The following is a 26401-nucleotide window of genomic DNA, read 5'->3' on the forward strand; positions in this document are numbered from 1 at the left end:
TCCGGCCATGCTATTGCATTGTGGAATTTGGGCGTAACCATAGTGGCCTGAAGATTGAAGTCCAGCCTTCCGGGCCGCGTTGCCAAGTGTCAGAAACTCATGACGAAAAACCGTGCCACCTACAGCCTGACCCTGCCCAGCCCACTGGGCTCGCTCACCGTCTTTGCCACCAGCCAGGCCATCGTGAAGCTGGATTGGGGCGGCCGGGGTGCCCAGAAGGCCTCCTGGTCGGCGGATACCGACACGCCGCCCGAGGCCCAGGCCCTGCTGGATGAGGCCGGCCGCCAGCTGGCGGCCTATTTCGCCGATGGCAAAACCAGCTTCGACCTGCCGCTCGATCCGGCCGGCACCGAATTCCAGCAGGCCGTGTGGGATTTCATGCTGGCGATTCCGGCCGGACGCACGCGCAGCTATGGCGAAGCCGCCAGCGCCGTGGGCACCGGCACGGCGGATGCCCGCGCGGTGGGCAGCGCCTGCGGCGCCAATCCGATCCCGGTGATCATCCCCTGCCACCGGATTCTCGCGGCGGGCGGCGATGCCGGCGGCTATTCCGGCAAGGGCGGGCTGGAGACCAAACGCTGGCTGCTGCGCCATGAAGGCGCTTACGTTCCCTCGGAGCAGGTCAGCCTGTTCTGATTTTCCCCAAATTGATTTCCGGGGCGTAACCTGCTTTCACGGTCACCGCTCTGTCGGTTGCCGCACCGCGCCGCCCTGCCTAATGTTCTTCCCGGTTTTCAGACAGGGAGAGAGCGCAATGGCAAAGACGGTCACGATCAATGCCCATGATGGCGGCAGCTTCAGCGCCTATGTGGCGGGAGACCAGAATGTCAGCAAGGGGGGCCCTGGCATCCTCGTCATCCAGGAAATCTTCGGCATCAACGAAGTGATGCGCGACATCTGCGACGACCTGGCCGCGCAGGGCTATGTCGCGCTCTGTCCCGACCTGTTCTGGCGCCAGGAACCCGGCGTCGACATCACCGACAAGACGAAGGAACACTGGGACAAGGCATTTGCCCTGTTCGGTGGCTTCAATGTCGATCTCGGCATTGCCGACCTGAAGTCGTCGCTGAGCGCTTTGCGCCAGCTGACCGGCGGTAAGGTCGGCACGGTCGGCTACTGCCTCGGCGGCAAGCTGGCTTTCCTGATGGCGGCGCGCAGCGACGTGGATGCCGCCGTCTCCTATTACGGCGTCGGACTGGCCGACCATACCGGCGAAGTGGCGAATATCAAAAAGCCGCTGCTGATGCATGTCGCCACCGAAGACAAGTTCGTACCCAAGGACCAGCAGGCCAAGGTGAAAGCCGCCGTGGCCGGAAATTCCAACGTGACGCTGCACGAATACCAAGGCAACGACCATGCCTTCGCCCGCGTCGGCGGCGAGCATTACGACCAGGCGGCCGCCTACGCTGCGAATACGCGCACGGCCAATTTCTTCAAGTCGCACCTTTCCTGATCGAACAAGAGAAAGCCCAGATACAATGGTTCACGCGATCCGCATTCACGCACCCGGTGGCCCCGAGCAGATGAAATGGGAAGAGGTTGAGGTCGGCGCGCCCGGCCCCGGCCAGATCCGGCTCAAGACTACCGCTGCCGGCCTGAATTACATCGACACCTATCATCGCACCGGCCTGTACAAGCTGCCGCTGCCGCTCACGCTTGGCATGGAAGGCGCAGGCACCGTCACCGCCGTGGGCGATGGCGTGACCGACATCAAGGTCGGCGATCGGGTCGCCTATGCCTCGGCGCCGCTCGGCTCGTATTCGGAAGAGCGCCTGATGCAGGCCGACCGCGTCGTCGTGCTGCCGCAGGGCATATCCGACCAGACCGCCGCCGCCATCATGCTGAAGGGCATGACAACCGAGTATCTCGTGCAGCGCACCTACAAGGTGAAGCCGGGCGACACCGTGCTGTTCCATGCCGCCGCAGGCGGCGTGGGCCTGCTGTTCGGCCAGTGGGCCAAGGCGCTGGGCGCCACCGTGATCGGCACGGTGGGCAGCGAGGACAAGGCGAAACTGGCCAGGGCGCATGGCTACGATCACATCATCAACTACCGCACCGAGAACTTCGCCGAGCGCGTGAAGGAACTCACCAAGGATGCCGGTGTGCCGGTCGTGTATGACGGCGTCGGCAAGGATACCTGGGCCGGCTCGCTCGACTGCCTCTCGCCCTTCGGCCTGATGGTCAGCTTCGGCAATGCCTCGGGTCCGGTGCCGCCCTTCGAGATCGCCACGCTGGCCGGCAAGGGCTCGCTCTATGTGACGCGCCCTACGCTGGTCACCTATACGGCCAAGCGAGCCGATCTGGTCAATTCGGCCAAGGCGCTGTTCGACGTGGTGTCGAGCGGCAAGGTGAAGGTGGAAGTGCCGCAGACCTATGCACTGAAGGATGCGGCCAAGGCACATGCCGACCTGGAAGCGCGCAAAACGACCGGCTCGACACTGCTGCTGCCGTAAGTCATTCGTCGTCCCGGCGAAAGCGGGACCCCCGTCTTTCCGTCGGGCTGGATGCCCGCCTTCGCGGGCATGACAAGGTAAATAAAGGCCGTCACCCCGGCCAAGCGCAGCGCGAGCCGGGGTGATGATCCTTGAGAATGGCCCTGAGCCTTTCGCCGCCGCGCGGCCTGCGCCATGCTGCTGTCCTCATGACCGAGCTTCTGCATCTCGCCGCCGGCAACCTGCTGTCGCCGATGATCCTGGCCTTCGTGCTGGGCGCGGTCGCAGCCTTTGTCCGCTCCGATCTGGAAATCCCCGAAGGCGCCGCCAAGGCGCTGGCGATCTATCTGATGTTCGCCATCGGCTTCAAGGGCGGCGTCGCCATGCATGCCGCCAGCGGCTGGGCACTGGCCGGCGCGATCATGGCCGCTCTCGCGCTCAGCCTGGCGCTGCCGCTGATCGCCTTCGTGCTGCTGCGCGGCGTGTGGCAGCAGAACCGCACGAACGCCGCGGCCATCGCCGCGCATTACGGATCGATCAGCATCGTCACCTTCGTGACGGCCGCCGAATTCCTGCGCAGCCGCGACATTCCGTATGAAGGCTACCTCGTCGCCATGACGGCTGTCATGGAAACGCCGGCGATCCTGATCGGCCTGATGCTGGCAGGAGGGCAGAAGAGCCCCGGCATGCCGGATCGAACCAGCGAACGCGGCGCGCTGTTCCGCGAGGTGCTGGTGAACGGCTCGGTGATGTTGCTGATGGGCGGCTTCGCCATCGGCTGGATCACCGGCGATGCCGGGCTGGCCAAGATCAGGCCTTTCGTCGCCGACCTGTTCAACGGCGCGCTCTGCATCTTCCTGCTCGATATGGGTCTGGTCGCCGTGCGCCAGGGCCGCGCCGCACGGCAGTTCCCCAAGGCGCTGATCCTGTTCGGTCTGGTCATGCCGCCGATAGGCGCGACCTGTGGTTTTCTCGCGGCGGCCGCACTGGGCCTAAGCGCGGGTGGCGCCATGCTGCTGGCCGTACTGGCCGCATCTGCGTCGTATATCGCCGTGCCGGCCGCCATGCGACTGGCGCTGCCGGCGGCCAATCCCTCGCTGTCGGTGACACTGGCGCTGGCGATCACTTTCCCGTTCAATGTCGCCATCGGCCTGCCGCTCTACCTCACCGTGGCGCAGCGGCTGTTCGGAGGCTGACATGGCACATCCGCGCAAGAAGATCGAGATCATCGTCGAAGCGCCACTGCAAAAGCCGGTGCTGGACTGGCTGTCGGCCCAGGGCGTGAAGGGCTGGAGCCTGTTTCCGCGCGTGATCGGCGGCGGCAAACATGGCGAACGCAGCGGCGACGACATCACCCGCGCCTTCGACAATGTGATGATCGTGGCGGTGGCCACCGAGCCGGTGGCACGCGTCGTGCTGGATGGTTTCCACACCCGCTTCGCCGATGCGGTGGCGGTGGTCTACATCTCTGATGTCGAAGTCTCGCGCGCGGATCGTTTTTGATCATGACCAAGCTTCCGGTCGATACCAAATCCCCCGCGCAGCAGGCCCGCGCGGTGGCGCGCGCCTGCAGGACCGCCAGCCTGGCGACGACGATGAGCGGTCAGAACGGGCAACCTTACGCATCGCTGGTGCTGGTGGCCTTTGACCATGATGCGGCGCCGCTCCTGCTGATCTCGCGGCTGGCCGAGCATACCAAGAACCTGATCAGCAACGACCGCGCGTCGCTGCTCTGCGACGGTACGGCCGGCTTCGCCGAACCTCTGACCGGCCCGCGCGTGTCGCTGCTCGGCCGCGCGGTGAAGACCGAGGATCCGCGCCACCGCGCCCGTTTCCTGGCGCGGCATCCCTCGGCCGAAATGTATGCCGGCTTCGGCGATTTCGCCTTCTATCGGCTCGCCGTCGAGCGCGCGCATATCGTGGCCGGCTTTGGCAAAATCCACTGGCTCGACGATTATACATACGCTGGCGAATCCGACAGGCTGATCGATGCGGAAGCCGGCATCCTCGAACATATGAACGCCGACCATGCCGATGCCGTGCAGCTCTATGCTTCGAGGCTGCTCGGCCGTGCCGGCGATGGCTGGAGCCTGTGCGGCATTGATGCCGAAGGCTGCGACCTGATCAGGGCCGATGAAGACCATGGCGGCGAACTGGCGCGGTTGAATTTCGGCAAGACGATTGCCACCGCCGAAGACGCCCGCATCGAACTGGTGCGGCTGGTGAAGCAGGCGCGCAACGCATAACCGCTGCGCCGGACGGCGCGATCTGCTAGGCTCGCCGCAATCATGCGCATCGCCCTGCTGGCAACACACCTTCTTATGATCGTCCTGCCCGGCCTTGCGGTGGCGCAGGGCAATGACCCCATGCTGCTGCCTCCAGATTCGCCGGGCGTGTGGCGCAGGATGACGCGCGACGACGCCACCACCACCAGTCGCTGCGTCGGCAACCCGGTGACACCGCTTTGCGCCCTTGAGACCTATCTCGCCTGCTTCGTGCGGCGCCAGCCGGAACTCTGCGACATGGTGGGAGCCGGCATCCGCCCGATCATGAGTGTGGTCCCGCCCGCCGACAAGCGTGAGGAATATCGCCTGATCTATACCCGCCGGCCCTCGCCGCTCGACCCGATCGACCGCAGCACCGAGGGCAACATGAAGCCGCAGCCAGGCGATGTGGTGATCGCCTACATGGTCCGGAGCTGTTACGGCGACGTGGATGACCAAACCGCCTGCCGCAAGGTTGAGAATGACCCGCCCTATGTTCACATGCTGCGCAAGCAGGGTGACTTCTGGGTCTATGCCTACCGGTTTCGGGCGCGCTTCTGATTCTTTCGTCAGCGCCTCCACGCGCCCGGGCGCGTGCGGCTGATGCGATCGATTTCACCGGGCGTCCATTCCTTCGCCTTGAGACGCGACTCGACGATGGCAGTCTGCAGCGCATCGCGCAGCTTCGGATCATCGCTGGCCTTTTTCAGCGCTGCGAAGCTCTGCGGACCCATGCCGCCATCGGCCTTGATCGCCGGATCGATGCCCGAATCGTAGATCGCCTCCTGCACAAATGTCATCCCGCCGCTGCTGCCATGCATGAACATGGCATCGGCAACCGCATGGGCGAGATCTGGATCGAGCTGCTCCAGCGCTTTCGCGCCGCCGACATGGCGGAAACCCTGATCGAGATAGGCGCGATAGACCTGCACCTGCTGGTCCGGCGTCAGATCACCCGGCTTCACATCCTTGGGCAGACCCGGCAGCAGGCCTTTGCCCTGCATGTCCTGCAGTGTCGTCTCGGTGATGCCGCCGACAGCCGTGCCGTTCGGGTCACGCACGCGCCCACCTTCTTCGGCATAGATGCGGCCAATGGCCGTGCCCTGTGACGGCTGACCGGGCAATTGCCGCTGGATCGCCGACTGGCTGTCGGTCCAGACATCCTTGTTTTCCGGCTTCAGGAAGAAGTCGCGCTTGTGGCCAGGCACCGGCATGAATTCAGATTGGGGCATCGGTTTCTGCTGCGGCATCGGCGCAGGAGCCTGCGGCAGCGCATCTGTCTGAACTGAGTTGGCCTGGGCCAGCTGTATCTCGTCCTCCGCGTCGCGCGGCTGCTGCCAGTAGTCGTCCACCTGCTGTGGCGTCAGCGCCGGGCGGTTTTTCAGATGGCTGCCACTCTGCTGCTGCAACAGATGCAGCGTCTCGCCCACGCCATTCTGGGCCACGCGGCCCTGCACCATCGGCAGCAGCAGGCCGTCGGCCTCCAGGCCGTTGTCCTTCTGCAGATTGGTGATCGCGCGGGTCAGCCCGTCGCCCGGCCAGCCGGTCGGAATGCCGGGCGCCGGCAGATCGAGATAGCCGGCATCGGCCAGCAGGGTCTGCGCCTTGATCACGTCGTCGCGGCCGTTGTCGCCGTTGCGGCCGACCGAGCCGCCGAAGCTGAACAGGTTGTCGAAGAAATTCTCTTTTGAAAGCAATGACATGAGGAATCGGCCTCCGCTGGCGCAAGTTGATATCGAGTGACAATATTCCTCTATTATGTACCATATATGTTCTATTTTCAAGATCAAATCGCGGACATAAAAAGACCCGCCGGCCGGGTGGTCCCGGTCACGGCGGGTCTGGGCGTTCGCATCTGGGGAGGACTTACGATACGGACGGCAGTCTCAGATGCTTACCAGGCGGTGACGACAGCCTTCTGGTACTTCTGCTCAACGAAAGCCTTCACCTCGGCCGACTGATAGGCCTTCACCAGACGGGCATATTCCGGCTTGTCCTTGTCTTGGGTCCGCACGGCGATGATGTTCACATACGGCGCCTTGGCGCCTTCGCTGGCGATCGCATCCCTCGTCGGCGAGAGACCAGCCGGCAGGGCGTAGTTGGTGTTGATCGCGGCGGCATCCAGTTCGTCCAGCGCACGCGGCAGCTGGGCGGCGTCGAGCTCGACGATGCGGACCTTCTTCGGATTGTCGATGATATCCAGCGGCGTCGCCTTCAGGCCGGCTTCTTTCCTCAGCTTGATCAGGCCAGCCGATTCCAGCACCAGAAGACCGCGACCGCCATTGGTCGGATCATTCGGGATGCCGACGCGCGCGCCAGCCGGCAGATCGGAAAGCTGCTTCACCTTCTTGGAATAGACGCCCATCGGGAAGTTCACGGTGTAGCCGATGTTGACCAGCTTGTAGCCGCGATCCTTGATCTGGGCTTCCAGGTACGGCAGGTGCTGGTAGGAATTCACATCCAGGTCGCCGGCATTCAGCGCGGCATTCGGCTGGATATAATCGCTGAATTCGACGATCTGGATTTTCAGGCCATCCTTTTCGGCGACCTTCTTCACCACTTCGAAGATTTCAGCATGCGGACCCGCAGTGACGCCGACCTTGATCGGCTTGTCCTGAGCAAGGGCCGGAGAGGCAACAAGCGCCGCGAGAGCGAGGAGGGCAAGAGAACGACGAGTGACAGACATGGTTTTTCCTTTTCTGGGGAGGCTTTGTTGAATTAACGATGACTGAGCTTGCGGACCAGGCGGTCGCCCGCCGACTGCACGCCCTGAACGAAGACGATCAGCACCAGCACGACGGCGAGCATCACTTCGGGCAGGAAGCGCTGGTAGCCGTAGCGGATGCCGATATCGCCAAGACCGCCGCCGCCGACCGCGCCCGCCATGGCGGAGTAGCCGATCAGGCTGACGAAGGTGATGGTGAGGCCTGCCACGATGCCGGGCAGTGCCTCGGGCAGCAGGACTTTCACCACGATCTGCAGCGGTGTGGCGCCCATGGCATCGGCCGCCTCGATCAGGCCGCTTGGGACTTCGCGCAAAGCGGTTTCCACCAGGCGGGCGATGAAGGGGATGGCTGCAATCGTCAGCGGCACGATGGCGGCGGCGGTACCGATCGAGGTGCCGGCGACCAGGCGCGTGAAGGGAATGATCGCCACCATCAGGATGATAAAGGGCGTGGAGCGCGCCGCGTTGATGGCGAGGCCGAGCACGCGGTTGGCCGTCAGGTTTTGCAAAATCCCGCCGCGATCGGTCAGGATCAGGATGACACCGAGCGGAATGCCGAACAGTGCCCCGATGCCGCCGGACACGCCGACCATCACCAGGGTTTCAATCAGGCCGTCAAACAGCAGCGCGATCAATTGCGACGACATCTTCGAGTTCCTCAACAGTGAGCTGTTTGCTGGCGAGATAGGATTTGGCGGCGATCAGTTTCGCCTCGTCGCCACGGGCCTGCACCACCATGACGCCGAAGGGGCGGCCCTGAATTTCATCGATGCGGCCATGCAGGATGTTCAGGTCAAGTCCGAGATTGCGCGACAGTTCGGCGATCACCGGCTCGTCGGCATGCGGCCCGGTGAACAGGATGCGCCACAGGCGGGCATTTGGAGTCGGCTGGGCAGTGAGACGCTTCTGCAAAGCCGGCGGCAGGTCGAAGCCGATCAGGTCGGCGACGAAGCTGCGCGTGGTGACATGCTGCGGCCGGGTAAAGACCTCGAAGGTCTCACCCTGCTCGATGATGCGACCCTGCTCCATCACGGCGACGCGGTCGGCGATCTCCTTGACCACCGCCATCTCATGCGTGATCAGCACCACAGTCAGATTGAGGCGGTCGCGGATATCCTTGATCAGGCGCAAAATCTGCTCGGTGGTTTCGGGATCGAGCGCCGAGGTGGCCTCGTCGCAGAGCAGCACCTTCGGATCGGTGGCGAGCGCGCGCGCGATACCGACGCGCTGTTTCTGGCCGCCCGACAGCTGTGCCGGATATTGCCCAGCCTTGTCTGACAGCCCCACCAGCTCCAGCAGCGGCTCGACCTTCGCCTTGATGGCCGCCTTCGACTCGCCACGAAGTTCCAGCGGCAGCGCGACATTGTCGAACACGGTGCGCGCCGACAGCAGATTGAAATGCTGGAAGATCATGCCGATGTCGCGCCGCGCCGCGCGCAGCTCGGACGACGACAGCGCCGTCAGCTCGCGGCCGGCAACGATCACCTTGCCCTCGGTCGGACGCTCCAGCAGGTTGATGACGCGGATCAGCGTCGACTTGCCCGCACCCGAGCGGCCGATCACGCCGAAGATTTCACCCGGGTTGATGGTCAGGCTGACATTGCGCAAGGCTTCGACACCGCCTGAAGCCGTGACGAAGCGCTTGGTGAGATTCTGTAACTCGATCATGACCTGTTAGCGATCAAAGGGGAGGAAACTCAGCGCCAGCAGATCGCCGCCGCCATGCCAGTCCGGCGGCAACGCCAGCGGATCGGCCAGCGACGCGGAGTCGCTGGGCCACAGATGGCTGTTGTCGTTGCTCGCAGGCTTGGCGGCGGCGAGCCGGTCCGGCGTCACGAAAGCGCCGAAGGCCGCCTGCAGGCGGTCGGCGATCGAGATACGCCGGCCGCGCTCGTGACGGGTCACCTGCACAGGTGCATCGATAATGATCTGTGTGCGAGTCATGGCACTACCTCCAGGCATGGGTGAACTGGTTGTCGTTGGCAGCTAAAGCACGCGCCGCACGCTCGGCATCGGCGGTGCGACGAAAGAGCTGCTGCTCGATGGCATTAAACTGCGGCGCGGCGGCGAAGAAGCGGAAGCCGCCGCGTTCGCGGACAACCACACCGGCGGCCTCGCCGGCCGCCTCGATCAGATAGGCTTCACTCATGGGATACTCCGTTGGCCGACCAGCGGTCGGCACTTAAGTCGCTAAAAGGGGTGACGGCAGAAAGCTGCGGTCAGCGACAACAACAGAGGATGGATTTGCGCATAGGGGTCATGGGTCTCACTCCGAACATCTCCGGGCCCACGACCGACAGACACCGAGGTCTGCGCCGTGGCGCTTTAGCATTGGTGCGCGGTGCAAGCTGCCCTTCAAATCCCGCGATCCGGTCCGTTGGCTTTTTGCCGGGACTGGATGATCCCTATATTCCACACATAGATAAGAAAGTCAATTTAATTGTACAGTTAGTTATGCAAATAAAACTAAACTCACACGCAAAGAATGCATAGCTCATGGCCAAGCGCTACGGCTTGAGTGAGTCATGTATCTGAAAAACTTTGTATTTTCCGGAGAAAGTTCGGTCGGGTCGGCCCGCCAATGCCCCATTCTGACGGACCGACCACGAACCTCATCACGACCAGCAGAGTGATGAGGCCGACCTAAAAACCGCACCGGGGTGCGATGCCGGTAAGTATATGCGAATGATTTGCAATTACAAGTCTCATTTCGCAGCGCCTGCACTTTTTGTCAGGGATGCAGTTTCAGTCCCTTGAGCGCCTTATCCACGGCCTTGCGCTCGCCATGCACGGCGAGCCCGACCCAGCTCTGCGCGGCCACATCGCCTTCGGCAAATACGGCGCGATTGGCGGCGTCATGCCCGGTGGCAAACATCGCCTCGACATACGGCACGACGACAAGCTCCTGCTCGATGGCGCGGCCATGCGCTTTCTGTAAATCCGTCAGTGCTCCTGCAAAAACCAGAATCGGCTGGCCGCACATCGCCCCGTAGCGCCGGCCGGCGGCATCGACATACGCCTCGCCGATGCAGGCAGGCACGGCGGCGGCAATCCCGCTGGCCAGAAAGGCCGTGACGTTGAGCTTCTGCCATTGCGCGAGATCCTCGCGCACGACGATGGCGATCTTGGTGGTGAACACTGGTCTGCATCCTTGCTTCGTTATGAAGCCGAGGATGCCGTCAGGCCGCCTGCGGGTCTGGAAGATTTGTGCAGATGCGGCGATAGGCCGCCGGCGTCATGCCGAAGGCACGGCGGAACCAGCGCCCCAGATGGCTCTGGTCGGCGAACCCTGTCGCTGCCGCCACCGCAGCCGGCGTCTCGCCACGACTGAGCAGGAAACGCGCGCGGTTGAGGCGGCGCTGCACCAGATAGGCATGCGGGCTGAGGCCATAGGCCGCTGAAAACGCGCGGGTCAGACGAAACCGGTCGGTGCCGGCGGCAAGCGCCAGCTCCTCCAGGCCGAGATCGCCGTCGAAGCCGGCATCCATCGCCTCGCGCGCCAGTTTTGCCACGCGTGGTGCGCGACCGGGTTTGTCAGCCGGGGCACCAGCAAAACGCTGCGCCAGCAGGGCAACGACATGATCGAGTGCTGCATCGCAGGCCATGCGATTGTCGGGGGCAGAAATCTGCCGGCGCGCCATGCGCACGGCCTGCGCCAGCGCCGCGTCATCATCCAGTGTGCGCGGAAAATGGAAAACGGCCTCGCCGGTCTGTCGCCCGGCATAGAGCGACGCACTCTGCTGCAGCCAGGCCGGATCGAAATACAGCATCGCGTAGGTGAAGCCGTCGGCGGCACAGGCCTCGCCATCATGCGTCTCGCCCGGCTCCATGAAAATCATGCGGCCGGGCGTGCTGCGATGGATTTCGCGCCGGCAGCGGAACTGCTGCACGCCCTGTTCGGTGACGCCGATCAGCACCTGATCGTGGAAATGCGGATCGTAGGCATGGGCATGGAACCGGGCACGCACGGCCTCGGTGCCGCTCTGTGCATCGCGGGCGAAATCGAACCAGTCGTTGGTCTGGGTCTGCGCCATACCTTCCCCAATTTCGCTCCGCCCTCACCCTCCCGCTTCGCGGGTCCCTCCCTCTCCCACTCCATGGGAGAGAGTTGGGATGAGAGGGTCTCTCTTTCCTTACTTGATCACGCCACAGGCGACGCGGCCGGCGCCACCGCCGAGCGGGGCCGGCGTATCGCTGTAATTGTCGCCGCCGGCATGGATCATCAGCGCCTTGCCAACGAGATCACGCACCTTCAGCTGCGGTGCCACCACCGGCAGCGTGGCGGTGCCGTCCGCATTCACCACCAGCGGCGGCAGATCGCCCTTGTGGCCGTCCCTGGCATGCGGGCCATGATGCTTGCCGGTCTTGTTCGGGTCGTAATGCCCACCGGCCGCCATGCCCGGCGCGGGCCGGCCATCGGCGCCCGGCGCCACGCCGCAATCACCCTTTTCATGCAGATGGAAACCGCGCGGCCCTGCCGGCTGGCCGATCTGCTTCAGGTCGGGCGTCAGCAGCAGGCCCTGCGGCGTGTCCTTCGCCACGATGGTGCCCAGTGCCATGCCGGTGCCATTGGCGGAAATGGCGTGGATCGGGATGCTTTTTTCCGCCGCCAGCACGGCTGGCGCCGCAGCAAGGAGGGCGAAGCCGGTGACGGCTGTGGTCAGCAAGATGCGGCGCATGGCGTTTCTCCTGTCAGGGTGTGCTCCACAGACAAACCGAGTAAAGCCGCAAAAAGGTCCGGACTGCAGCAAAATAGTCCCATAAAAAGGGACCTGTAAAAGAAAACGGGCGGGGTTTGCTGCCCCGCCCGTGAACGTCTGGCCTGATTGGCTGACCGATCAGGTATTCATCGAATCGAAGAAGTCCGCATTGGTCTTGCTGTGCTTGATCTTGTCGAGCAGGAACTCCATCGCGTCCTGGCCGCCCATCGGCATGAGGATGCGGCGCAGCACCCACATCTTGGCCAGCACACCCTTGTCGACCAGCAGTTCTTCCTTGCGGGTGCCCGACTTGGTGATGTCGATGGCCGGGAAGGTGCGCTTGTCCGACAGCTTGCGGTCGAGGATGATTTCCGAGTTACCGGTACCCTTGAACTCTTCGAAGATCACTTCGTCCATGCGCGAACCGGTTTCGATCAGCGCGGTGGCAATGATGGTGAGCGAGCCGCCCTCTTCGATATTGCGGGCGGCGCCGAAGAAGCGCTTGGGCTTCTGCAGCGCGTTGGCGTCCACGCCACCGGTCAGCACCTTGCCCGACGACGGCACCACGGTGTTGTAGGCGCGGGCCAGACGCGTGATCGAATCCAGCAGGATGACGACATCGCGCTTGTGCTCGACCAGGCGCTTGGCCTTTTCCAGCACCATTTCGGTGACCTGCACATGGCGGCTTGCCGGCTCGTCGAAGGTGGAGGAAATCACCTCGCCCTTCACGGTGCGCTGCATGTCGGTGACTTCTTCCGGACGTTCGTCGATCAGCAGGACGATCAGATAGACTTCCGGATGATTGTGACTGATGGCATGCGCAATATTCTGCAGCAGCATCGTCTTGCCGGTGCGCGGCGGCGCCACGATCAGCGCGCGCTGGCCCTTGCCCTGCGGCGAGATCAGGTCGATGACGCGGGCAGAGACATCCCGTTTCGGACCGCCGGAGATGATCTTCTCGGTCTTGCTGCTGCCGCTGCGGCTCTTGAGCGTCGAACCCTTCACGGCTGGCGCTGCGGCTGCCGCCGGCGCCTCTTCCTCGGCGATCTGCGGCAGTTCCATGCGCAGGCGTTCGGTCGGATAGAGCGGCGTCAGATTGTCGAAATGCACCTTGTGGCGCGTCTGCTCGGGGTCTTCGTAATTGATCGTGTTGACCTTGAGCAGCGCGAAGTAGCGTTCGCCGTCCTTGGGCGCGCGGATCGTGCCCTCGATGGTGTCGCCAGTGCGCAGGCCGAAGCGGCGGATCTGGTTGGGGCTGACATAGATGTCGTCGGGGCCCGGCAGGTAATTGGCCTGGGCGGAGCGCAGGAAGCCGAAGCCGTCCTGCAGCACTTCCAGCACGCCCTCGCCGGTGATTTCAACCTCGCGGTCGGCCAGCTGCTTGAGGATCGCGAACATCATGTCCTGCTTGCGCAGGGTGGATGCGTTCTCGATCTGCAGCTCCTCGGCGAAGGCCAGCAGGTCGGTGGGGGATTTGGTTTTCAGTTCCTGAAGATTCATGGACTCGTCGACTCAGGCTGGAGCGGATGTGTTTGGGAGATTTGGGCGCCGGTTCCAGAGAAGACGGAATGGCAGCCATGGAAGGGAGGTGGTGCGAGCCGCCCGCGCAGGTTCCGCATGATGAACTGTAATTTAAAAAGTGCGGAAGGTGTGCCTGAACGGCCCCGGCCCGAAAGAAGATTGGGCCGCTGTTTAAGCGAAATACCAATGCGCCGCGGATAAGTCAAGGGCGGGCGCCGCGATCAGCAGCCACCCGCCCTGTAACAAAATAGCGACCGGAAGTTCAACCGGCCGGATCAGCCAACGATATTGGCGACCAGGAAGAAGGTACCGACCGCCACTACGCAAGCGCCAGCGACCCGACGCAATTGCAGCGTGGGGGCGGCATTGCGCGACGCCAGGACGCGCCAGGCGAGCGCCGCACCGGCTGCGATGATGTACTGCGTCAGCGCCAGACCGCCGAGATAGGCGACCAGCGGCGTCGGCTCGGCGCCGATGATGGCTTCGGCCAGCGCATGGCCATGCAGCAGGCCGGCGAGGCCGAGGATGGCGGCGAACAGGCCGTCGCCTATGTCCTTGCGGCTGATCAGCAGGGCACCCATCAGCACGACGGAACCGGCGATCAGGTATTCACCACCGGGCAGATCGACCGACTGGATATGCAGCAGCGAGCCGATGAAGGAGCCGATCACGAAAGCGGCCGGCAGGATCAGGCCACGGGCGCGCGGCGCGGCCAGCAGGCCGGCGGCGATGATGAAGACGAAATGATCGAAACCCAGCACCGGATGGCCGAAACCGGACAGCAGGCCTTCCATCATCGTGGACGGGGTCTTGCCGCCCATCGGGTGATGCGCCAGCGCGGGCGCGGCCGCAAGGAAAGCCGTGAGGCCGACAACCAGACGCAGCATGGGATACCTCCAAGAAACGATGAACCTAAGTCCTCGGCGGACTTGGGCAATATTGAAGCGACCGGGCCATGGATCAGATCATGAGAATCGACCGCCGAATGATCCCAGGACCTTAAAAGCCGTGGACTGCTGCGTCAAATGGCCACCCCGGAGGAGTTGCCGGGTGGAAATGGCTGGTCTTGCGGAAGCCGCCCGCCAAAGGTATGCGTACAGACATGTTGTCCCGCCGCCCCATAGCCCGCTCCCGGGCTGCCGGCCTGACGCGCCCAAACTTGGCGCGTCTGGCCGCGCTGCTGGCGTTGTTTGCGCTGACCTTCCATGGCCTGCTGCCGCTGACCCAGCAGGTGGCCCGCCAGGTGCAGGCCGCCAACGGCATCGAGCAGATCGTGCTCTGTTCGGCGCTGGGCTTCCGCACCATTGCCATGAAGGACGGCGCGGCAGTCGATCCCGACCCGGCCAAAAGCTCCAGGATCAGCGAGTCCTGCCCGGTCTGCCTGTCCTTTGCCGGGCTGCAGCCGGCCGTCCTGCCGCCCGTCGCCGCCGAACCGGCGCAGCCAGTTCTGGCCGTCACGGTGCTTTATGGGGCCGCCAGCAGCAGCACGCTGGCCCAGGCGCAGCATCCGTCACAGCAGGCCCGCGCACCCCCCATTCTCTCCCTCACCTGATCGACGCCACCTTTTCGTTTTCAGGATTTCGGGGAGCCATCCCATGTCGACCACCATCCGCTTTGCAGGCGCAGCCGCGCTTGCCGTTCTAAGCCTGTCCACCGCGCTGCCAGCTGCAGCGCATATCGTCGCCGATCCCGCCGAGGCGAAGCCCGGCAGCTATTTCCGCACCGCTTTGCGTGTGGGTCATGGCTGCGGCGGCGGCAAACCGACCACGGCAATCCGCGTGACCATCCCCGAGGGCGTGGTCAATGCCAGCGCGCAGCCCAAGCCGGGCTGGGAGATCAGGGTCGAGACCACCAAACTGGAAAAGCCGGTCGATGCCGGCCATGGCCGCATGACCGATACCGTGGTCAGCGCGATCAGCTGGAGCGGCGGCAGCCTGCCGAATGAGCAGTTCGACGAATTCGGCCTGGTGCTGAAGCTGTCGGATACGGTCAGCAAGCAGCTCGCGCTGCCGGTTGTGCAGACCTGCGCCGGCAGTGAAGTGCGCTGGGACCAGATCCCGGCGGCCGGCCAGCGCGCCGAACGTCCTGTTGCGATGATCCGCATTGCCGCCGGTGATGGCGTGCAGATGGCGCAGATGAACCACGGCCATCACGGCCAGACCGCCGCGGTAAAAGCCGGCGACATCATGGTTGAGCAGCCGTTCGCTCGCGCCACACCCGCCAAGGTCGGCGGCGTGTTCCTGACGCTGAAGAATGGCGGCGGCACGGCCGACAGGCTGGTGAAGGCCGCCTCGCCGGTGGCTGCGAATGTGGAGCTGCACACGCATATCAAGGATGGTGACGCCATGCGCATGCGTGCGGTGGAGAACATCCCCGTGCCAGCCAACGGCCAGACCGCGCTGGAACCCGGCGGCTATCACATCATGCTGATCGGCCTGAAGCAGGTGCTGAAGGAAGGCGAAAGCTTTCCGCTGACGCTGACCTTCGAGAAAGCCGGCAACGTGACCGTGAGCGTTCCGGTGCAGAAGGCCGGCGCGCCTGCTGCTTCGGGCGGCCACGACCACAAGCACTAACCGCAAACCCCGATTCCTGAGAACCGACGCCACAGCTATGTGCGGCGCAGGCCGCGGCTTGCCGTGCGGTTCAGCCATACTGGACACAGAACAATGAAAACCAAGACGACCACCTTCTTTGCCGCCCGCACGGCGGCTGAACAGGTCGCGCCACGCTTTGCCCTCGCCCTTCTCGGCGCCACCACCACGATCGCGCTGCTGGCACATGACGCGCGCAGCCAGACCGTGACCCAGCCGATCACCGTGACGGCCACGCCGGAAGACGAAGCCATCACCGTGCCGAATGCCGAAGAGGCAAAGAAGCGCATCGAGAAGACCGCCGGCGGCGTCGATATCGTGCCCGCCGAGGAAGTCCGCGACGGCCGCGCCAATTCGGTGAAGGATATCCTGGACTACGTGCCCGGCGTCTTCGCGCAATCGAAATACGGCCAGGAAGATTCGCGGCTGTCGATCCGCGGCTCCGGCCTGTCGCGCAACGTGCACCTGCGCGGCACCCGTATCCTGCGCGACGGTATCCCGATCACCGATGCCGATGGCGCTGGCGACACGATGGAAGTCGATCCGCTGACGGTGGACTACACCGAAATCTACAAGGGCGCGAATGCGCTGCAGTACGGCGCCTCGCTGCTGGGCGGCGCGGTGAATTTCGTCAGCCCGACTGGCCGCAGCAATCCCGGCTTCCTGCTGCGCCAGGAATTCGGCAGCTTCGACAGCATGCGCACGCAGTTCGGCGCCGGCGCCGCGCTGGGAAATTACGATTACTACATCACGCCGACCTACAGTCACAGCAGCGGCTTCCGCGACCATACCGACCAGGATTACAAACGCCTGAACGGCAATATCGGCTATCGCTTCGGCGATGGCGCGGAAACGCGATTCTTCCTTTCGGCCGCCGATATCAACCAGAAGATCCCGAGTTCGCTGACCAAGGCGCAGGCCCTGAGCAATCCGCAGCAGACCTCGCCCAACAGCTTCATCGGCAATACCAAGCGCAACATCGACAGCTTACGCGGCGCCAACAAGACCACCTTCCTGACTGACAGCGGCGAAGTGACGGTGGGTGCCTTCGCGGCACGCAAGGACCTGTTCCATCCGCTGTTCGGCGGCTTCAACCGCGTGCTCGATCATTATGAGGAAAATGGCGGCGGGTTCGCGCGCTGGACCGACGAGCAGCAGCTCGCAGGCCACCGCAACGAGACTACGCTGGGAGTGAATGTCTTCGGTGGCCGCCTGGAGGCGAAGCAGTTCAACAATGTCAGCGGGTCACGCGGCGCGCTGCTGTCCGATGCCGACCAGATCTCGCGCACCTGGGAAGTCTATGGCGAGAATGCCTTCTATGTGCTGCCGACGGTGGCGCTGATCGGCGGGCTGCAGGGCACGTTCGCCTATCGCGAATACCACGACGAATTCCTCGGCGACGGCAATGCCAGCTTCAAGCGCAATTACGACAGCATCAATCCCAAGCTGGGCTCGCGCTGGGATTATGCGCCGCAGCAGCAGGCCTTCGCCAACCTGAGCTGGTCGACCGAGCCGCCGCCGTTTTCCGAACTCGGCACCACCGGCGTGCAGAGCGACATCCGGGCGCAGGAGTCGAAAACACTCGAACTTGGCCTGCGCGGCCGCACCGGCGATGTCGCCTGGGATGCCGCCGTCTACCGCGCCTGGCTGCAGAACGAATTGCAGTTCCAGACCGTCAATAACATCACCAACGTGTTCAACGCTGACAAGACCATTCATCAGGGGCTGGAACTCGGCGGCGACTGGACGGCGTTGCGCGATCTGGCGGCGACCGGCGACAGGCTGGCATTGCGCGGTGCCTACACCTTCAGCGACTTCCGCTTTGACGATGACGCGGTCTATCGCGACAACGACATCCCCGGTGCACCGAAGCATGTCCTGCGCGCCGAGTTGCGCTACAGCCACGTCAGCGGCTGGTATGCCGGGCCGAATGTGGAATGGGTGCCGCAGGGCTATTATGTCGACAATGCCAACACGCTGAAGACCGAGGCTTATGCATTGCTGGGCGCCAAGGCGGGCTATGATTTCGGCGGGGGCCTGAAGGTCTTCATCGACGGCCGCAACCTGCTCGACAAGGCCTACATCTCCAACACCAGCGTTGCCGCCACGGCGACGGCCGCCTCGACCCTGTTCAATCCGGGCGACGGCCGCGCCGTCTATCTCGGCGTCGAGTACCGCTGGTAAGCGTCATGCCAGCATGAATACGGTTGCGCCGCCCCGGTGGCGCAACCGATACTGCCGGCATGAAAGTGATCCGGCAGCAGGGCCCGCGCGGCAACTGGGAAATGGCATTCGCCGGTCCCTCACGGCCACTGGCCGGCCTCGTCGACACCTATATCGGCTATGACGAGCGCGACACGGCATTCACGCGCCGCCACGAACTGCCCGGGCTGTTTGCGGTGCTGATCGTCAATCTGGGCGAACCGATCACCATCATCGACACGGCCGGCTATGTCATCCCGGTGCGCAGCGGCGACGGTTTCGGGGCGGGCCTGAGCGAGGCTTACGCGGTCTCGGAATCCAGCGGCAGCCAGCGCGGCTTCCAGGTGATGTTCACACCCCTGGGCGCGCGGCGTTTCTTCGGCCTGCCGCTGCATCATCTGGCCAACCGGGTGTTCAGCCTGCATGACCTGCTGGGCGCGGCACGCGCGACCGCGCTGATCGATGGCCTGCAGGCGGCGAATGACTGGGCGACGGGTTTCCGTCATCTCGACGCCGCGATCCTGTCTCGCCTCGCCACGGATGCCGATTTCGACCTGGCTGGCGCGCGGCAGACCGCCTGGGCATTGCGCCGGCTGCAACAGGAAGGCGGCCGGCTTTCGATCGCCGCACTGGCCGATGAAGTGGGCTGCAGCCGCAAACACCTGGCCGTCGGCTTCCGCGAGCATGTCGGCATCGCGCCCAAGACCGTCGCGCGGCTGCTGCGCTTCCGGCAGGTGCTGCAGCTGGTCGATATGGCGGAGCGGGTCGACTGGTCCGCCATCGCGCAGGAGGCCGGCTATGCCGACCAGTCGCATTTCTCGAATGACTTCCGCCAGATCACCGGCCGCAGCCCGGGCGCGTATCTGGCGCTGCGCTTGCCCGACCAGGTCGGCCTGCCGGTCGGGTGAACCGGTTACATTTTTGCAAGACCGGGCTTGCACGCCCCCCTAGTCTCTCCGGCATCGCAATCCCGGAGATTTTTATGTCCAGTCCCCCGAATATCTATCCCGTCCTGCAATACCGCGATGCGCCCGCCGCCATGGCCTGGCTTGAACGCGCCTTCGGCTGCCGCATCCTGTCCGATCACCGCGACGATGCCGGCGCGGTGGTGCATGCCGAACTGATGCTGGGCAACGGCATCATCATGACAGGGTCCTGCAAGGATGATGGGCCCTTCATGCTGAAGACGCCGCGTGAGGCCGGTGTCTCGACCCAGAGCATCTATGTCGTGGTGGCGGAAGTGGACGCCCTGTTCGAACGCGCCAAGGCGGCCGGCGCCGAGATCGTCTGGGGTATCCGCGACACGGATTACGGCTCACGCGATTTTTCGGTGCGCGACCCCGAAGGCCATCTGTGGAGTTTCGGGACTTATGCTCCGACATTGCCTGCGGATTAAGCCTTTTTAATCCAGCCGGCCGAGACTTCGCCACATTTCCCGGGCTAGGGTTCGCGCATTGTATTCGCATTGCGCCCTCGCGCCCGGGACATCTCCATGCCACAGACCGCTGCCGCCCCCAGTTTCTTCCAGGCCTTCTGGATGCTGGCCAAACCCTATTTCAGCGATCCGAAGGAACGCCGCGTCGCCTGGCTGCTGCTGACCGTCATCGTCATCCTGAACCTCGCTGGTGTCGGACTCAGCGTGTGGTTCAATTTCTGGTACAACACCTTCTACACGGCGCTGCAGGACAAGGATTATGACACCTTCAAGATCCAGCTGCTGTATTTCACCGCCGTTGCCTTCGCCTTCATCATTGTCGCGGTCTACAAGCAGTATCTGCAGCTGATGCTGCAGATCCGCTGGCGTCGCTGGCTCACCGAGCACTGGCTGAACGACTGGCTCGGCGGCAAGAACTACTATCACATGCAGATGCTGGGGCTGGACACCGACAACCCCGACCAGCGTATCTCGGAAGACCTGCGGCTGTTTCCGGCCTATTCGCTGACGCTGACGCTCGGCCTGCTCAACGCTGTCGTCACGCTGGTCTCCTTTCTCAGCATCCTTTGGACGCTGTCAGGGCCGCTCGATTTCATGCTGGCCGGCCATGAGATCAGCATTCCGGGCTACATGGTCTGGGCCGCGTTCTTCTATGCCGCCGCCGGCACCTGGCTGACGCATCTGATTGGCCGGCCGCTGGTGCAGATCAATTTCGACAAGCAGAAACTGGAGGCCGATTTCCGCTTCCATCTGGTGCGCGTGCGCGAACATGCCGAGGGCATCGCCTTCCAGCGGGGCGAAACGGTGGAACGCGCGGGCTTGGGCGCGCGCTTCGCGCAGGTCTTCTCCAATTTCTACGACCTGATGCGCAAGACCAAGCAGCTGACCTGGTTCACCTCGGGTTATGGCCAGCTGGCGCTGATCTTCCCCTTCGTGGTCGGCGCGCCGCGCTATTTCAGCGGCGCCATCCAGCTCGGCGGCCTGATGCAGATCGTCTCGGCCTTCGGCCAGGTGCAGGAGGCGCTGAGCTATATCATCAACGCCTATTCCGAGATCGCCGAATGGCGCGCGGTGATCGACCGCCTCACCACCTTCCGCAACGGCTTGGAGCGCGCACGCGATGTCGCAGCGCAGTCGCAGGTGATGGTCGCGAAAGACGGTGAGGCACTGAGCATCGACAGGCTGCAGCTCGACCTGCCCGACGGCAAGCCGCTGATGCAGGCCGATGGATTGCAGCTTACTGCGGGCGACAGCCTGCTGGTGCAGGGCGGCTCGGGCAGGGGCAAGACGACCTTGCTGCGCGCCATCGCCGGGCTCTGGCCCTTCGGCCAGGGCGGCGTGCAACGCGCAGATGATGAGGCCAGCCTGTTCCTGCCGCAGAAGCCGTATCTGCCGCATGGCAGTCTGCGCGCGGCATTGTCGTATCCGCGCGATCCGGCGGCCTTCAGCGACGCCGACTATCGTGCGGCGCTGGCGGCGCTGGACCTTGCCAAGCTGGAGCCGCAGCTGGAGGAAGAGGCGGCCTGGGACCAGCGCCTCAGCGGCGGCGAGCAGCAGCGCGTGCAGCTGGCGCGGGCCCTGCTGATAAAGCCGCGCTGGCTCTATCTGGATGAGGCGACGGCAGCGCTGGACGAGGCCAGCGAGCAGAAGGCGCTGGCCGCCCTGCGTGCTGCATTGCCGCAGACGGCGATCCTGAGCATCGGGCACAAGCCGGCGCTGCAGGCGTTTCACGCTCAGAAGCGGATGCTGGAGGCCGGCGCACCGGGCGAACCGGCAAGACTGGTGGCGGTGGGCTAACCCACACCGTCATGCCCGCGCAGGCGGGCATCCAGACTGTGGAACGACTGGGCTCCCGCCTTCGCGGGAGCGACGATGGGCGATTACCTGCGCCCCCAGGGGCTGAAGCGACGACCACGGCCCGATGACGGCACCGAACCACCACCTGACGACGTCGCCGGGCGCACCGGCATCGGCGAGGCCGCAGCCGCCGCGTATGACGGCTGCGCGCCGCGCATGCCACCGGCCAGCTGCATCAGCGCGGCGACACGGTTCTCGGTGCTGGGATGCGTCGAGAACAGGCTGTCCATCGCACCGCCATGCAGCGGGTTGATGATGAACATATGCGCGGTGGCCGGATTGCCCTCGGCCTGCGCATTGGGCACACGCTCGACCGTGCCGCTGATCCTCTGCAGAGCCGAGGCCAGCGCCTGCGGATTGCCGCTGATCTCGGCGCCGGCCTTGTCGGCCTCGTATTCGCGGCTGCGGCTGATCGCCATCTGCACCAGCATGGCGGCGACCGGCGCCAGGATCATCACGGCGAGGCTGCCGATGATGCCAAGGCCGCTGCGGTTGCCGTCGGAGCTGCGCCCGCCGAAGAACATGGCGAAATTCGCCAGCATGCCGATGGCGCCCGCCAGGGTGGCGGTGATCGTCATGATCAGCGTGTCGCGGTTTTTCACATGGCCCAGTTCATGCGCCATCACGCCGGCGATTTCCTCGCGGCTGAGCGACTGCAGCAGGCCGGTGGTGGCCGCCACGGCGGCGTTTTCCGGATTGCGGCCGGTGGCGAAGGCATTGGGCTGGTCGTTGTCGATGACATAGACCTTGGGCATCGGCAGGCCGGCGCGCTGCGCCAGCTGCTGCACCAGGCCGTAGAATTCCGGCGCGCTCTGTGCATCCACTTCGCGCGCGCCATACATCGACAGCACCATCTTGTCGCTGTTCCAGTAGGCGAACAGGTTCATCGCGGCGGCCACCGCCAGCGCAATCAGCATGCCGGACTCGCCGCCGATCAGAAAACCGATCGCGCCGAACAGCGCCGTCATGGCGGCCAGCAGCAGACCCGTCTTGAAGTAGTTCATCTCTCAACCCTTTTCTGCGGCCAGATTCTATACCTGCCCAGGTTAGCCTTTCTGGCTGTTCAGCCGGTCCGCACCGCTATATGTAATATCGCCAAACCCCTCCGCAAGATGGTCCCGCCATGGCCGACGATCCGAACCAGCCCAAAGATGCCGCCCTCAATCCGGACGGCTATGCCAGCGACACCCGGCCGATTGATCCGAAAACCGGCAAGCCGCTGGCGCCGGCCCAGCCGGCGATCAAGCTGACCCAGGCGGCCGGCGAGGAAGACGGCCCCAAGGGCCTTGAGCCGACCCGCTACGGCGACTGGGAACGCAAGGGTATCGTCTCGGACTTCTGAGGCCCTATCTGGGGGCCGATTTAGCCGGAAATGCGGCGGCCGGCCGGCGGGTTTATTTGCTTTCAACCGACAGCAGTGCGCGATGCATCGCCGCCTCGCGCTCCGGTACGGTGACGGCGCGCCCAATGACGAAACTGGTCGAGGAACTGCAGCCGACGCCGAAGCATTGCATGCTGAACCGCGTGGCCATGACCTTGACGTATTCGACGTCGCCCGCTTTCAGATCGACCGTCACGCCATTGTCGACCGTGTAGCCGGAGAACAGGTTGGGCGGCGCCAGTTTGAGGGTGTGGGCGCCCGGCGGCACATCCCGCACATGCAGCCCACCGGCAACCGAGGTGCCGAGTGGTTGGTCGTTGATCAGGATCTCGGGCCGCAGCACATCCACATTCAGACCGCCCCGCTGCACATCACGGAAGACGAACAGCCGTGCCTTCCCTTCCGCCAGCGGCGGGAGGGCTTCGGGTTTTTCCGCCAGGGTGGGGCCCCTGGCCGCGCAGCCGGCCAGAAGCAGCATCGCCGTCAGCGCGAGAGCGAGTGTACGCATCATCCATCCCCCTTACGGTGCCGGCAGCGACCGCTGTTGTAGCACCTTGCTCTGAATCTCTTCCCTGGCGGTCCCAGGTTCGATCAGGCGGATGTCGAAGTCACTGCCCGCCACCACTAGCCGCGTCATCATGACCTTAAGATGGATTTCGCTGCCTGCTGTCGCGTCCACACGCTGCCCCTCGCCCACCGGCCGGTAACCCGCCCAGCCCGGACCGCCGGGCGGCGGCGCCAGTTCCACGTGATAGCTGCCGGCAGGAACCGTCAGCAAGATCACGGCACCGGCCTGCATATCGCCGATCGGCCTGCCGTTCACCAGCAGATCCGGACGCACCATGTCGCTGCGGATGCCGCCAGTGATCGCCTCGCGATAAATGAACAGGCGAGCCTGGCCTTGCGCGAGGGGCTGCAAGGCGGGCGTATCCTTCAGCTGGACGCCGCGGGCGGCGCAACCACTGATGACAGAAACGATGATCAGCGTGGCAAGAATGCGCAGCATGGTTCGCCTCAATCCTTCATCCGCAGACCGCTGCGCAACTCACCCTGCAGGTTCGGTCGCTTGGCCAACTCTTCCTTGGCGCGCGCGGGATTCTGCTCGATCCTGACGATCTTCACCGGGAAGACGTTGGCATCTATAGAGAAGTCGCCGACATAGACGATCTCGCCGGGCTTCACGGTGATGCGCGGCACCTCGCGGCCCGCCACCGACAGCTGGTCGTCGCTGGCGAGGAAATTCGCCGCGACCGGCTTGTCCTGGTTGCCGTAGGTGCGCGAATGCTCCTGGATGGTTCGTTCGTTGGCGATTTTCTGCACCATGATGTCCGTCGCGACATAGTCGCCGGGCGGCACCCGTGTCACGCCATAGCGTATCGTCGTGTCGGTGCCGGTCTGATCATGACGGAAACCGCGTGCCAGGTTGAAAACCAGCGGCACATCCTTGGCTGGAGCCGGGATCACCGTCTGCCTGGCCACGTCGTAGCGTTGCCAGAACATGGCCATAAAGTTTGTATTGGCCGGCGGCTTTTGCGCGGCCGCCAGCCCCATGACCACCAGGCCCCATTCGTCTTGCGGCGTGAAAACCTGCGTCGCCTGCAGGGGTTCGACATGCAGCTTGGTGCAACCGGCCAGGCCGGCCGCCAGCAGGAGAGCCAGAGCCGCCTGCCGCCAGGAATATGCGGTCATTTTCAGATATACCCCCCGGTATGTACCCTTTTGCCACCCACTCTCCTCTTATAGTAGAGCCGCCAGACGGGCAAGATGGCCTTCGGACGGGTCTCCCCCATTGATCGGCTGCCCTGCTTGCCTATACTCCGGCCCCGATTTTCCACGGCTTTTTCCCAAGCATCGTTAAGGAGTTTGCCCGATGAGCGGCAGCAAGCGCGGCAGCGTCAAGAAAGTGGTCCTCGCCTATTCCGGCGGTCTGGATACCTCCGTCATCCTGAAATGGCTGCAGACCACTTATGACTGCGAGGTGGTGACCTTCACCGCCGATCTGGGCCAGGGCGAAGAGCTGGAGCCGGCGCGCAAGAAGGCCGAGATGTTCGGCGTGAAGCAGATCTTCATCGAAGACGTGCGCGAGGAATTCGTGCGCGACTTCGTCTTCCCGATGTTCCGCGCCAATGCGATGTATGAGGGCCTGTATCTGCTCGGCACCTCGATCGCCCGCCCGCTGATCGCCAAGCGCCAGATCGAGATCGCCCGCGAAGTCGGCGCCGACGCGGTCTGCCACGGCGCCACCGGCAAGGGCAACGACCAGGTGCGGTTCGAGCTGGGCTACTATGCGCTCAAGCCCGACATCAAGGTGATCGCGCCGTGGCGTGAATGGGAGCTGAATTCGCGCACGGCGCTGATCGACTTCGCCGAGAAGCACCAGATCCCGATCGCCAAGGACAAGCGCGGCGAAGCGCCCTTCTCGGTCGATGCCAACCTGCTGCATATCTCGGCCGAAGGCAAAGTGCTGGAAGATCCCTGGGTGGAAGCGCCCGACTTCGTCTATTCGCGCACCGTCGATCCCGAGAAGGCGCCGGATACGCCGGAATATGTCGAGATCGAATTCAGGAAGGGTGACGCCGTCGCCGTGAACGGCCAGGCGCTGTCGCCGGCCGCTTTGCTGACCAAGCTGAACGAACTCGGTGGCAAGCATGGCATCGGGCGTCTCGATCTGCTGGAAAACCGTTTCGTCGGCATGAAGAGCCGCGGCATCTACGAAACGCCGGGCGGCACCATCCTGCATATGGCGCATCGCGGCATCGAGCAGGTGACGCTGGATCGCGGCGCGGCGCATCTGAAGGACGAGATCATGCCACGCTATGCCGAGCTGATCTATAACGGCTTCTGGTTCTCGCCCGAGCGCGAGATGCTGCAGGCGCTGATCGACAAGAGCCAGGAGAATGTCGAAGGCACCGTGCGCCTGAAGCTCTACAAGGGCTCGGTCAACGTGGTCGGCCGCAAGTCGCCCAAGTCGCTCTACTCGTTGAGCCACGTCACCTTCGAGGCCGACTCGGTCTATGACCAGAAGGACGCGCAGGGCTTCATCAAGCTGAATGCGCTGCGCCTGCGTCTGCTGAACCGGCAGAAGCAGTCGTAACGGCACAGCTTCGCTGACACCGGAATTCATCGGAAAGGCGGGCTTTTCAGCCCGCCTTTTTTCTGTCCTGTCGCGATCTTGTCACGCCCGGCCACAGACTGGTCGCAACCCAACTGCGTGATTCGCCACTACTTTTTACTGGCACGACCCTGAAAAGGGGCCGCAGCGCCGGTGCCTTCATCATCTCCCGGCCTGCTCC

General features: G+C 64.1%; 30 protein-coding genes. 15 read left to right on the forward strand and 15 right to left on the reverse strand.

Translation table 11 applies throughout. The annotated features are described in order from the left end of the window. Nucleotides 1-99 precede the first annotated feature (99 nt). From FNB15_RS04545 to FNB15_RS04575, 7 genes are all read left to right on the forward strand, one after another. On the forward strand, nt 100-636 hold the full coding sequence (locus tag FNB15_RS04545) for a methylated-DNA--[protein]-cysteine S-methyltransferase (RefSeq protein WP_144067568.1): 537 nt from the start codon (nt 100-102) through the stop codon (nt 634-636). Nucleotides 637-754: 118 nt separating this feature from the next. Next, nucleotides 755-1453 (forward strand): dienelactone hydrolase family protein, encoded by a 699-nt coding sequence (locus tag FNB15_RS04550; protein WP_144067569.1) that lies wholly within the window; start codon nt 755-757, stop codon nt 1451-1453. Between the two features lie 25 nt (nt 1454-1478). Then, nucleotides 1479-2453 carry a quinone oxidoreductase family protein gene (locus tag FNB15_RS04555; RefSeq protein WP_144067570.1) on the forward strand — a complete coding sequence of 325 codons (975 nt, stop codon included), beginning with the start codon at nt 1479-1481 and terminating at the stop codon, nt 2451-2453. A 137-nt stretch (nt 2454-2590) separates the two neighbouring features. Next, the gene (locus tag FNB15_RS04560; protein WP_246068789.1) at nt 2591-3628 is read left to right on the forward strand and encodes a sodium-dependent bicarbonate transport family permease; all 1038 of its coding nucleotides are present in this window, start codon (nt 2591-2593) and stop codon (nt 3626-3628) included. Nucleotide 3629: 1 nt separating this feature from the next. After that, nucleotides 3630-3935 (forward strand): P-II family nitrogen regulator, encoded by a 306-nt coding sequence (locus tag FNB15_RS04565; RefSeq protein WP_144067571.1) that lies wholly within the window; start codon nt 3630-3632, stop codon nt 3933-3935. A 2-nt stretch (nt 3936-3937) separates the two neighbouring features. Then, nucleotides 3938-4678, forward strand: a complete 741-nt coding sequence (locus FNB15_RS04570) for a HugZ family pyridoxamine 5'-phosphate oxidase (protein ID WP_144067572.1) — start codon at nt 3938-3940, stop codon at nt 4676-4678. A 75-nt stretch (nt 4679-4753) separates the two neighbouring features. Beyond that, a complete protein-coding gene (locus FNB15_RS04575) occupies nt 4754-5257 on the forward strand; it encodes a hypothetical protein (protein ID WP_144067573.1) in 504 nt (167 codons plus the stop codon). 8 nt (nt 5258-5265) lie between these two features. Here FNB15_RS04575 and FNB15_RS04580 read toward each other — a convergent pair whose 3' ends face one another. The 11 genes from FNB15_RS04580 to FNB15_RS04630 all read right to left on the reverse strand — a co-directional run bounded on the left by FNB15_RS04580 (nt 5266) and on the right by FNB15_RS04630 (nt 14529). After that, nucleotides 5266-6399 (reverse strand): peptidoglycan-binding protein, encoded by a 1134-nt coding sequence (locus tag FNB15_RS04580; protein WP_144067574.1) that lies wholly within the window; start codon nt 6397-6399, stop codon nt 5266-5268. A gap of 191 nt (nt 6400-6590) precedes the next feature. Then, a complete protein-coding gene (locus FNB15_RS04585) occupies nt 6591-7382 on the reverse strand; it encodes a MetQ/NlpA family ABC transporter substrate-binding protein (protein WP_144067575.1) in 792 nt (263 codons plus the stop codon). A 32-nt stretch (nt 7383-7414) separates the two neighbouring features. Then, nucleotides 7415-8068: a methionine ABC transporter permease gene (locus FNB15_RS04590; RefSeq protein WP_144067576.1), complete on the reverse strand. Its 654-nt coding sequence runs from the start codon at nt 8066-8068 to the stop codon at nt 7415-7417. Continuing rightward, nucleotides 8037-9089 (reverse strand): methionine ABC transporter ATP-binding protein, encoded by a 1053-nt coding sequence (locus FNB15_RS04595; RefSeq protein WP_144067577.1) that lies wholly within the window; start codon nt 9087-9089, stop codon nt 8037-8039. The genes FNB15_RS04590 and FNB15_RS04595 overlap by 32 nt, the downstream gene beginning before the upstream one ends. A gap of 6 nt (nt 9090-9095) precedes the next feature. Then, nucleotides 9096-9365, reverse strand: coding sequence for a hypothetical protein (locus FNB15_RS04600; RefSeq protein ID WP_144067578.1), 270 nt, complete (start codon nt 9363-9365; stop codon nt 9096-9098). Between the two features lie 4 nt (nt 9366-9369). After that, on the reverse strand, nt 9370-9570 hold the full coding sequence (locus FNB15_RS04605; protein ID WP_144067579.1) for a hypothetical protein: 201 nt from the start codon (nt 9568-9570) through the stop codon (nt 9370-9372). A gap of 582 nt (nt 9571-10152) precedes the next feature. Next, a complete protein-coding gene (locus FNB15_RS04610) occupies nt 10153-10560 on the reverse strand; it encodes a DUF2000 family protein (protein ID WP_144067580.1) in 408 nt (135 codons plus the stop codon). 40 nt (nt 10561-10600) lie between these two features. Beyond that, nucleotides 10601-11455 (reverse strand): AraC family transcriptional regulator, encoded by an 855-nt coding sequence (locus FNB15_RS04615; RefSeq protein WP_144067581.1) that lies wholly within the window; start codon nt 11453-11455, stop codon nt 10601-10603. Nucleotides 11456-11554: 99 nt separating this feature from the next. Continuing rightward, nucleotides 11555-12100, reverse strand: coding sequence for a superoxide dismutase family protein (locus FNB15_RS04620; protein WP_144067582.1), 546 nt, complete (start codon nt 12098-12100; stop codon nt 11555-11557). A 159-nt stretch (nt 12101-12259) separates the two neighbouring features. Further along, nucleotides 12260-13621 carry a transcription termination factor Rho gene (gene rho, locus FNB15_RS04625; RefSeq protein WP_144067583.1) on the reverse strand — a complete coding sequence of 454 codons (1362 nt, stop codon included), beginning with the start codon at nt 13619-13621 and terminating at the stop codon, nt 12260-12262. Nucleotides 13622-13917: 296 nt separating this feature from the next. After that, nucleotides 13918-14529 carry a HupE/UreJ family protein gene (locus tag FNB15_RS04630; protein ID WP_144067584.1) on the reverse strand — a complete coding sequence of 204 codons (612 nt, stop codon included), beginning with the start codon at nt 14527-14529 and terminating at the stop codon, nt 13918-13920. Between the two features lie 272 nt (nt 14530-14801). Here FNB15_RS04630 and FNB15_RS04635 point away from each other — a divergent pair, with 272 nt between their 5' ends. From FNB15_RS04635 to FNB15_RS04660, 6 genes are all read left to right on the forward strand, one after another. Then, entirely contained in the window at nt 14802-15194 is a 393-nt protein-coding gene (locus FNB15_RS04635) for a DUF2946 family protein (protein ID WP_144067585.1), read from the forward strand. 43 nt (nt 15195-15237) lie between these two features. Further along, nucleotides 15238-16215, forward strand: a complete 978-nt coding sequence (locus FNB15_RS04640) for a copper chaperone PCu(A)C domain-containing protein (RefSeq protein ID WP_185973712.1) — start codon at nt 15238-15240, stop codon at nt 16213-16215. Nucleotides 16216-16308: 93 nt separating this feature from the next. Beyond that, a complete protein-coding gene (locus tag FNB15_RS04645) occupies nt 16309-18417 on the forward strand; it encodes a TonB-dependent receptor family protein (protein ID WP_144067587.1) in 2109 nt (702 codons plus the stop codon). Nucleotides 18418-18476: 59 nt separating this feature from the next. Further along, nucleotides 18477-19343, forward strand: coding sequence for a helix-turn-helix domain-containing protein (locus FNB15_RS04650; protein WP_144067588.1), 867 nt, complete (start codon nt 18477-18479; stop codon nt 19341-19343). A gap of 74 nt (nt 19344-19417) precedes the next feature. Further along, nucleotides 19418-19831 carry a VOC family protein gene (locus FNB15_RS04655; protein ID WP_144067589.1) on the forward strand — a complete coding sequence of 138 codons (414 nt, stop codon included), beginning with the start codon at nt 19418-19420 and terminating at the stop codon, nt 19829-19831. A gap of 96 nt (nt 19832-19927) precedes the next feature. Further along, the gene (locus FNB15_RS04660) at nt 19928-21667 is read left to right on the forward strand and encodes an ABC transporter ATP-binding protein/permease (RefSeq protein WP_144067590.1); all 1740 of its coding nucleotides are present in this window, start codon (nt 19928-19930) and stop codon (nt 21665-21667) included. 83 nt (nt 21668-21750) lie between these two features. Here FNB15_RS04660 and htpX read toward each other — a convergent pair whose 3' ends face one another. Beyond that, nucleotides 21751-22731, reverse strand: a complete 981-nt coding sequence (gene htpX / locus FNB15_RS04665) for a zinc metalloprotease HtpX (protein ID WP_144067591.1) — start codon at nt 22729-22731, stop codon at nt 21751-21753. Nucleotides 22732-22850: 119 nt separating this feature from the next. Here htpX and FNB15_RS04670 point away from each other — a divergent pair, with 119 nt between their 5' ends. After that, the gene (locus tag FNB15_RS04670) at nt 22851-23069 is read left to right on the forward strand and encodes a succinate dehydrogenase assembly factor 4 (protein WP_144067592.1); all 219 of its coding nucleotides are present in this window, start codon (nt 22851-22853) and stop codon (nt 23067-23069) included. A 52-nt stretch (nt 23070-23121) separates the two neighbouring features. Here FNB15_RS04670 and FNB15_RS04675 read toward each other — a convergent pair whose 3' ends face one another. Genes FNB15_RS04675 through FNB15_RS04685 form a run of 3 tightly spaced genes read right to left on the reverse strand, consistent with a single transcriptional unit; the run spans nt 23122 to nt 24797 of the window. Beyond that, nucleotides 23122-23619, reverse strand: a complete 498-nt coding sequence (locus tag FNB15_RS04675) for a DUF2846 domain-containing protein (protein WP_144067593.1) — start codon at nt 23617-23619, stop codon at nt 23122-23124. A 9-nt stretch (nt 23620-23628) separates the two neighbouring features. Continuing rightward, nucleotides 23629-24114: a hypothetical protein gene (locus FNB15_RS04680; protein WP_144067594.1), complete on the reverse strand. Its 486-nt coding sequence runs from the start codon at nt 24112-24114 to the stop codon at nt 23629-23631. Nucleotides 24115-24122: 8 nt separating this feature from the next. Beyond that, entirely contained in the window at nt 24123-24797 is a 675-nt protein-coding gene (locus tag FNB15_RS04685; protein ID WP_144067595.1) for a hypothetical protein, read from the reverse strand. Nucleotides 24798-24978: 181 nt separating this feature from the next. Here FNB15_RS04685 and FNB15_RS04690 point away from each other — a divergent pair, with 181 nt between their 5' ends. Beyond that, nucleotides 24979-26202, forward strand: a complete 1224-nt coding sequence (locus FNB15_RS04690; RefSeq protein WP_144067596.1) for an argininosuccinate synthase — start codon at nt 24979-24981, stop codon at nt 26200-26202. The last annotated feature ends 199 nt before the right edge of the window (nt 26203-26401 follow it).

The organism is Ferrovibrio terrae (assembly GCF_007197755.1).
Lineage (GTDB): Bacteria > Pseudomonadota > Alphaproteobacteria > Ferrovibrionales > Ferrovibrionaceae > Ferrovibrio > Ferrovibrio terrae.

Excerpts from the sequence above, each read along its gene's own strand:
- FNB15_RS04660 (WP_144067590.1), top strand. The coding sequence starts at position 19,928 with ATGCCACAGACCGCTGCCGCCCCCAGTTTCTTCCAGGCCTTCTGGATG.
- FNB15_RS04585 (WP_144067575.1), bottom strand. The coding sequence starts at position 7,382 with ATGTCTGTCACTCGTCGTTCTCTTGCCCTCCTCGCTCTCGCGGCGCTT.
- FNB15_RS04555 (WP_144067570.1), top strand. The coding sequence starts at position 1,479 with ATGGTTCACGCGATCCGCATTCACGCACCCGGTGGCCCCGAGCAGATG.
- FNB15_RS04600 (WP_144067578.1), bottom strand. The coding sequence starts at position 9,365 with ATGACTCGCACACAGATCATTATCGATGCACCTGTGCAGGTGACCCGT.
- FNB15_RS04690 (WP_144067596.1), top strand. The coding sequence starts at position 24,979 with ATGAGCGGCAGCAAGCGCGGCAGCGTCAAGAAAGTGGTCCTCGCCTAT.
- FNB15_RS04595 (WP_144067577.1), bottom strand. The coding sequence starts at position 9,089 with ATGATCGAGTTACAGAATCTCACCAAGCGCTTCGTCACGGCTTCAGGC.
- FNB15_RS04675 (WP_144067593.1), bottom strand. The coding sequence starts at position 23,619 with ATGATGCGTACACTCGCTCTCGCGCTGACGGCGATGCTGCTTCTGGCC.
- FNB15_RS04650 (WP_144067588.1), top strand. The coding sequence starts at position 18,477 with ATGAAAGTGATCCGGCAGCAGGGCCCGCGCGGCAACTGGGAAATGGCA.
- FNB15_RS04605 (WP_144067579.1), bottom strand. The coding sequence starts at position 9,570 with ATGAGTGAAGCCTATCTGATCGAGGCGGCCGGCGAGGCCGCCGGTGTG.
- FNB15_RS04560 (WP_246068789.1), top strand. The coding sequence starts at position 2,591 with ATGGCCCTGAGCCTTTCGCCGCCGCGCGGCCTGCGCCATGCTGCTGTC.
- FNB15_RS04640 (WP_185973712.1), top strand. The coding sequence starts at position 15,238 with ATGTCGACCACCATCCGCTTTGCAGGCGCAGCCGCGCTTGCCGTTCTA.
- FNB15_RS04545 (WP_144067568.1), top strand. The coding sequence starts at position 100 with ATGACGAAAAACCGTGCCACCTACAGCCTGACCCTGCCCAGCCCACTG.
- FNB15_RS04685 (WP_144067595.1), bottom strand. The coding sequence starts at position 24,797 with ATGACCGCATATTCCTGGCGGCAGGCGGCTCTGGCTCTCCTGCTGGCG.
- FNB15_RS04575 (WP_144067573.1), top strand. The coding sequence starts at position 4,754 with ATGATCGTCCTGCCCGGCCTTGCGGTGGCGCAGGGCAATGACCCCATG.
- FNB15_RS04590 (WP_144067576.1), bottom strand. The coding sequence starts at position 8,068 with ATGTCGTCGCAATTGATCGCGCTGCTGTTTGACGGCCTGATTGAAACC.
- FNB15_RS04565 (WP_144067571.1), top strand. The coding sequence starts at position 3,630 with ATGGCACATCCGCGCAAGAAGATCGAGATCATCGTCGAAGCGCCACTG.
- FNB15_RS04570 (WP_144067572.1), top strand. The coding sequence starts at position 3,938 with ATGACCAAGCTTCCGGTCGATACCAAATCCCCCGCGCAGCAGGCCCGC.
- FNB15_RS04680 (WP_144067594.1), bottom strand. The coding sequence starts at position 24,114 with ATGCTGCGCATTCTTGCCACGCTGATCATCGTTTCTGTCATCAGTGGT.
- FNB15_RS04655 (WP_144067589.1), top strand. The coding sequence starts at position 19,418 with ATGTCCAGTCCCCCGAATATCTATCCCGTCCTGCAATACCGCGATGCG.
- FNB15_RS04615 (WP_144067581.1), bottom strand. The coding sequence starts at position 11,455 with ATGGCGCAGACCCAGACCAACGACTGGTTCGATTTCGCCCGCGATGCA.
- FNB15_RS04630 (WP_144067584.1), bottom strand. The coding sequence starts at position 14,529 with ATGCTGCGTCTGGTTGTCGGCCTCACGGCTTTCCTTGCGGCCGCGCCC.
- rho (WP_144067583.1), bottom strand. The coding sequence starts at position 13,621 with ATGAATCTTCAGGAACTGAAAACCAAATCCCCCACCGACCTGCTGGCC.
- FNB15_RS04620 (WP_144067582.1), bottom strand. The coding sequence starts at position 12,100 with ATGCGCCGCATCTTGCTGACCACAGCCGTCACCGGCTTCGCCCTCCTT.
- FNB15_RS04550 (WP_144067569.1), top strand. The coding sequence starts at position 755 with ATGGCAAAGACGGTCACGATCAATGCCCATGATGGCGGCAGCTTCAGC.
- FNB15_RS04580 (WP_144067574.1), bottom strand. The coding sequence starts at position 6,399 with ATGTCATTGCTTTCAAAAGAGAATTTCTTCGACAACCTGTTCAGCTTC.
- FNB15_RS04645 (WP_144067587.1), top strand. The coding sequence starts at position 16,309 with ATGAAAACCAAGACGACCACCTTCTTTGCCGCCCGCACGGCGGCTGAA.
- FNB15_RS04670 (WP_144067592.1), top strand. The coding sequence starts at position 22,851 with ATGGCCGACGATCCGAACCAGCCCAAAGATGCCGCCCTCAATCCGGAC.
- htpX (WP_144067591.1), bottom strand. The coding sequence starts at position 22,731 with ATGAACTACTTCAAGACGGGTCTGCTGCTGGCCGCCATGACGGCGCTG.